At 68.6% G+C, this 4,544-nt stretch carries 6 protein-coding genes; all 6 read right to left on the bottom strand.

The window, feature by feature from the left end:
- A partial coding sequence (locus tag JMF90_RS25275) for an RNA polymerase sigma-54 factor (RefSeq protein WP_201325568.1) occupies nucleotides 1-1,110 on the bottom strand: 1,110 nt, incomplete at its 3' end.
- Nucleotides 1,111-1,282: 172 nt separating this feature from the next.
- Complete coding sequence (gene lptB / locus JMF90_RS25280; protein ID WP_006477788.1) at nucleotides 1,283-2,059, bottom strand: LPS export ABC transporter ATP-binding protein; 777 nt, start codon at nucleotides 2,057-2,059, stop codon at nucleotides 1,283-1,285.
- Nucleotides 2,056-2,721: a lipopolysaccharide transport periplasmic protein LptA gene (gene lptA, locus JMF90_RS25285; protein WP_012329239.1), complete on the bottom strand. Its 666-nt coding sequence runs from the start codon at nucleotides 2,719-2,721 to the stop codon at nucleotides 2,056-2,058. The genes lptB and lptA overlap by 4 nt, the downstream gene beginning before the upstream one ends.
- 20 nt (nucleotides 2,722-2,741) lie before the next feature.
- Nucleotides 2,742-3,356, bottom strand: a complete 615-nt coding sequence (gene lptC / locus JMF90_RS25290) for an LPS export ABC transporter periplasmic protein LptC (RefSeq protein ID WP_054928051.1) — start codon at nucleotides 3,354-3,356, stop codon at nucleotides 2,742-2,744.
- A gap of 3 nt (nucleotides 3,357-3,359) precedes the next feature.
- Nucleotides 3,360-3,896 (bottom strand): HAD family hydrolase, encoded by a 537-nt coding sequence (locus tag JMF90_RS25295; protein WP_054928050.1) that lies wholly within the window; start codon nucleotides 3,894-3,896, stop codon nucleotides 3,360-3,362.
- Nucleotides 3,896-4,544, bottom strand: a 649-nt coding sequence (locus JMF90_RS25300) for a KpsF/GutQ family sugar-phosphate isomerase (protein WP_201325569.1), incomplete at its 5' end; no start/stop codon positions are given. The genes JMF90_RS25295 and JMF90_RS25300, both read right to left, overlap by 1 nt.

The following is a 4,544-nucleotide window of genomic DNA, read 5'->3' on the forward strand; positions in this document are numbered from 1 at the left end:
CTGCGCGACACGCAGGATCGTGTCGAAACGCTGCTGGATGTTCTTGATCAACCAGCGTGCTTCCTGGAGCTGCTGCTTCAACGATCCGGCCGACGGATCGCCGCGGCTGTTGCGCAGGATGTTCGCGTACAGGTTGTTGATCCGCAGGCGCGGCACGACCTCCGGATTGAGCTCAGCGAGCCATCCCTGGCCGGCCTTCTTCACGATGATGTCGGGCACGACGTAGTCGGCCTCGGCCTTGCCGTAGGCGGCGCCGGGGAACGGCTCCAGCGAGCGGATCAGCGCGTGCGCGTCGCGCAGCGCGTCGTCGCTCGCCTTCAGGTGCTTGCGCAACCGTGTGAAGTCGCGTGCGGCGAGCAGTTCGAGATGCTGCGACACGATCTCGAGCGCGAGCGTGCGCGTGGGGGACGGATCGAGCCGCAGCAGCTGCAGCTTCAGGCATTCGGAGGCCGAGCGCGCGCCGACGCCGGCCGGGTCGAAGCTGTGCAGCAGCGCGAGCGCCGCATTCAGTTCGTCGCCGTCGATTTCCAGTTCGGGCGGCAGGTCGGCGAGCACTTCGTCGAGCGTGGCGGTCAGGTAGCCGTCGTCGTCGAGCGATTCGATCAGGAACATCACGAGCGCGCGATCGCGCGGGCCGGCCTGCGTGACGCGCAACTGCGCCGAGAGATGATCGCGCAGCGACGTCGCGGCTTCCTGCACCTGCAGCGGCGGCAGGTCGTCGTCGTCGGACGCGCCGCTCGAGCGGCCGTATTCGTCGAGATTCCACTGCGGGCCGTCGTTGCCGTCACCGGACCCGTAGCCGTCGTATTCGTCGGCGCCGGCCGGCTCGTCGCGCTCGGCGCGATCGCTGGACGTGCTGCTGCCGTTGGTCGCGGTGGGCTCGGTGTTCTGTGCGGGCGGCGTCTGCGCGATCAGCGATCCGTCCGCCGCGACGCGCAGCGGGCTGGCGATCCATTCGTCGTCGTTCTCGAGTAGTGGGTTCTGCGCGACGGCCATCGCGACTTCCTGCTGCAATTCGAGCGTCGACAACTGCAGGAGCCGGATCGACTGCTGCAGCTGAGGCGTCAGCGCAAGATGTTGCGACAGGCGGAGTTGAAGGCTGGCTTTCATGGCAAGGAGGGAGTCATACCGGCAGTTTGCCACGACCCAGGCGCATTGAGCCATCCGCGATTACGCGCGGCGCGCCGCCCGGCCGCGGGCAGGGCCGCGGGCGTGGATGCAAAGCGGGGCGCAGCCCCGCGCGGCGATGCCGGGCGGGGTGCAGCCAGCCACGAGGAGGACGTTACATGCGGAAGTGTTCGCCGAGGTACACGCGGCGCACGCTTTCGTTTTCGATGATTTCGCTCGGCGCGCCGGCGGCCAGCACCGAACCGTCGCTGATGATGTACGCGTGGTCGCAGATGCCGAGCGTTTCGCGGACGTTGTGGTCCGTGATCAGCACGCCGATGTTGCGCTGTTTCAGGAACTTGACGATCTTCTGGATCTCGAGCACCGCGATCGGATCGACGCCGGCGAACGGTTCGTCGAGCAGGATGAAGCTCGGGTTGGTCGCGAGGGCGCGCGCGATTTCGACGCGGCGCCGTTCACCGCCCGACAGCGACAGCGCGGGGTTCTCGCGCAGGTGGCCGATCTGCAGCTCGTCGAGCAGCGCTTCGGTACGCGACGAGATCGCGTCCTTCGACAGCCGCTTGCCGTCCTCGCCGTGCTGCAGTTCGAGCACCGCGCGGATGTTTTCCTCGACGGTCAGCTTGCGGAACACGGACGCTTCCTGCGGCAGGTACGACAGGCCGAGCGACGCGCGCTTGTGGATCGGCAGCAGGCTGATCGAGCTGCCGTTCAGCGAGATTTCGCCCGCGTCCGTCGGCACGAGGCCGACGATCATGTAGAACGACGTGGTCTTGCCGGCGCCGTTCGGGCCGAGCAGACCGACGACTTCGCCGCTCTTCACGTCGAGCGACACGTCCTTGACGACCGTGCGCGAGCCGTAGCGCTTCTTCAGGTTGCGGACGACGAGCGAGCTCGTGGTGCCGGCCGGCTGGCGGTTCGGGAGCGCGTTCATTGGCCCGGCGCCCCCTGGATCGTGGTCGACGGCGACAGCTTGGCCGGCGCCCCGTTCAGCGGCGCGGGGCCGCCGTTCTTCGGCGACAGCATCGCGCGCACGCGGCCGTTCGGGTTGCCCGGCGCCGCGACGTCCTTGCCGCCCTTCGCGGTGTAGAAGTCGCGCTGGCCGTCGTACGTGATCACGCTGCCGTGCACGGTATCGGCGATCGTCGACGTGCCCTGCAGGCGGCGCACGGTCGCGGCGGTGGTCAGCGTGGTGAGATCCTGCTTGCCGTCGTAGTCGATGCGCTCGGCGTCGCCGTCGATGTATTCGTCGAGGCCTTCGCGCTTCTGGCGGAACGTCGCGTGCTTCTTGCCGCTGCCGAACGACGTCGCGTACTGATAGCCTTCCGGGTCCTGGCGCACTTCGACGCGATCGCCCTTGATGATGATCGTGCCCTTCGTGATCACGACGTTGCCGGTCGCGACCGTCACCTGCTTCAGATCGTCATAGGTCAGGTTGTCGGCCTCGACGTTGATCGGCTTGTTCTGGTCGGCCTTCTCGGCATGGGCGAGCGGCGCCAGCCCGACGAGCGGGAGCGCCACGAGCGTCGCGGCGAGCGCGGCGCGGACGGCGCGCGCAGCGCCGCCGGAAATCTGTCGAGGGAACGGTTCGTTCATGCAGTCACGTGAGGGATGCGTCACTTGGGTTGACCTTTCGAGCCGCCGGACGTGTCCGCCGCGGCGATCGTGCCGCGCACGTTGCCGTAAAGCTCGATGACCCGGGTGACGTTGTTGTACTTCATGCCGTCGGTCGCGTTGACGAGCGACAGGCCGCGCTGAAGTTTAACCGGCTTTTCGGTCTGGATCACATCGTCATTGACGAAGATCCGGAAATGCTGGGAATCGGCCTGCATCTGCGGATCGCCGCCGCCGGCCGCGCGCAGGATGCGCGCATCGTCGTACAAATCGACGATCGACACGTCGCCGTTGACGGTGCCGCGCTTCGCGGTGGTCGTCACGACCGGCTTGCCGGGCTGGAACGCGCGCATGGCCGGATCGGTCAGGTCGCTGCCTTCGGTGTCTTCGTAATGGACCAGCTTCGCGGCCGTCAGCCGGTACTGGGTCGTGCCGGTCTGGTCGAGCTCGGTGACCGAGAAGTTGTCCGCGAAATAGTCGGGCGTGTGGCGCTTCGGCTGCGCGATGCCCTCGCCGGGCGGCGGCAGCGTGGCCTGCAGCAGCCACCACGTGATGCCTGCGAGCGCGGCGACCGCGGCGAGCGGCAGCATCTGGGTCCAGCGGAAATGCGTGCTCATCGGTCAGGCTCCGCAGGCGGCGGCGAGCAGCGCGTCGTAGCGGCGCTGCGCGCGCAGGATCGCATCGCAGACCTCGCGCACGGCGCCGTGGCCGCCGCGGGCCTCGGCGACCCAGTGCGCGCGGGCGATCACCTCGGGGTGCGCGTTCGCGGGGGCCGTCGCGAAGCCGCAGCGCAGCATCACCGGCAGGTCGGGCCAGTCGTCGCCCATGTAGCCGCAGGCGTCGGCCGTCAGGCCGAGCGACGCGATCAGCTCGCCGAACACGGTGAGCTTGTTTTCGACGCCCTGGAACAGGTGCGCGATCTTCATTTCCTTCGCGCGGGCCGCGACGATCTCCGAGCGGCGGCCCGTGATGATCGCGGTCGCGATGCCGGCTTCGCCGAGCAGCTTCACGCCGTGGCCGTCGAGCGAATTGAACGACTTCATCGCGTCGCCGGCCGCGGTAAACAGCAGTCCGCCGTCGGTCAGCACGCCGTCGACGTCGAAAATCATCAGCTTCACGCGGCTCGCGCGTTCGGCCGCAGTCAGCGCTGCGCTCATCAGATCACCTTCTTCGAAAACAGGTCGTGCATGTTCAGCGCGCCGATCAGCGCGCCGTCGGCATCGACGACCAGCATCTGGTTGATCCGGTGGCGCTCCATCAGTTCCACGGCCTCGACCGCCAGGTGGTCCGGCGCGATCGTGCGCGGGTCGCGCGTCATGACTTCGGTGATCGGCAGCGTGCGGAAGTCGCCGTCGCGGGCGAGCACGCGGCGCAGGTCGCCGTCGGTGAAGATGCCGGCGACCTTGCCGTCGGCGTCGACGACGGCCGTCATGCCGAGGCGCTTCGCGGTGATCTGGAACAGCGCGTCCGACAGCGTCGCATTCAGCCCGACGGACGGGACGTCGTCGCCCGAGCGCATCACGTCGCGCACGTAGGTGAGCAGGCGCCGGCCGAGCGCGCCGCCCGGATGCGAGCGCGCGAAATCTTCCGAGCCGAAGCCGCGCGCGTCGAGCACGGCGACGGCGAGCGCGTCGCCGAGCGCGAGCGCGGCAGTCGTGCTCGCGGTGGGCGCGAGGTTCAGCGGGCACGCTTCCTTCGACACCGCGGCGTTCAGGTTCACGTCGGCGAGCGTGCCGAGGCTCGAGCCCGCACGGCCCGTGATCGCGATCAGCTTCGCGCCGATCCGCTTCACGAGCGGGAGGATC

Source organism: Burkholderia sp. E168m23 (assembly GCF_016586125.1).
Lineage (GTDB): Bacteria > Pseudomonadota > Gammaproteobacteria > Burkholderiales > Burkholderiaceae > Burkholderia > Burkholderia orbicola.

Bases quoted from the DNA above. Each gene is read 5' to 3' on its own strand.
- lptB (WP_006477788.1), bottom strand. From the start codon at position 2,059: ATGAACGCGCTCCCGAACCGCCAGCCGGCCGGCACCACGAGCTCGCTC.
- lptA (WP_012329239.1), bottom strand. From the start codon at position 2,721: ATGAACGAACCGTTCCCTCGACAGATTTCCGGCGGCGCTGCGCGCGCC.
- lptC (WP_054928051.1), bottom strand. From the start codon at position 3,356: ATGAGCACGCATTTCCGCTGGACCCAGATGCTGCCGCTCGCCGCGGTC.
- JMF90_RS25295 (WP_054928050.1), bottom strand. From the start codon at position 3,896: ATGAGCGCAGCGCTGACTGCGGCCGAACGCGCGAGCCGCGTGAAGCTG.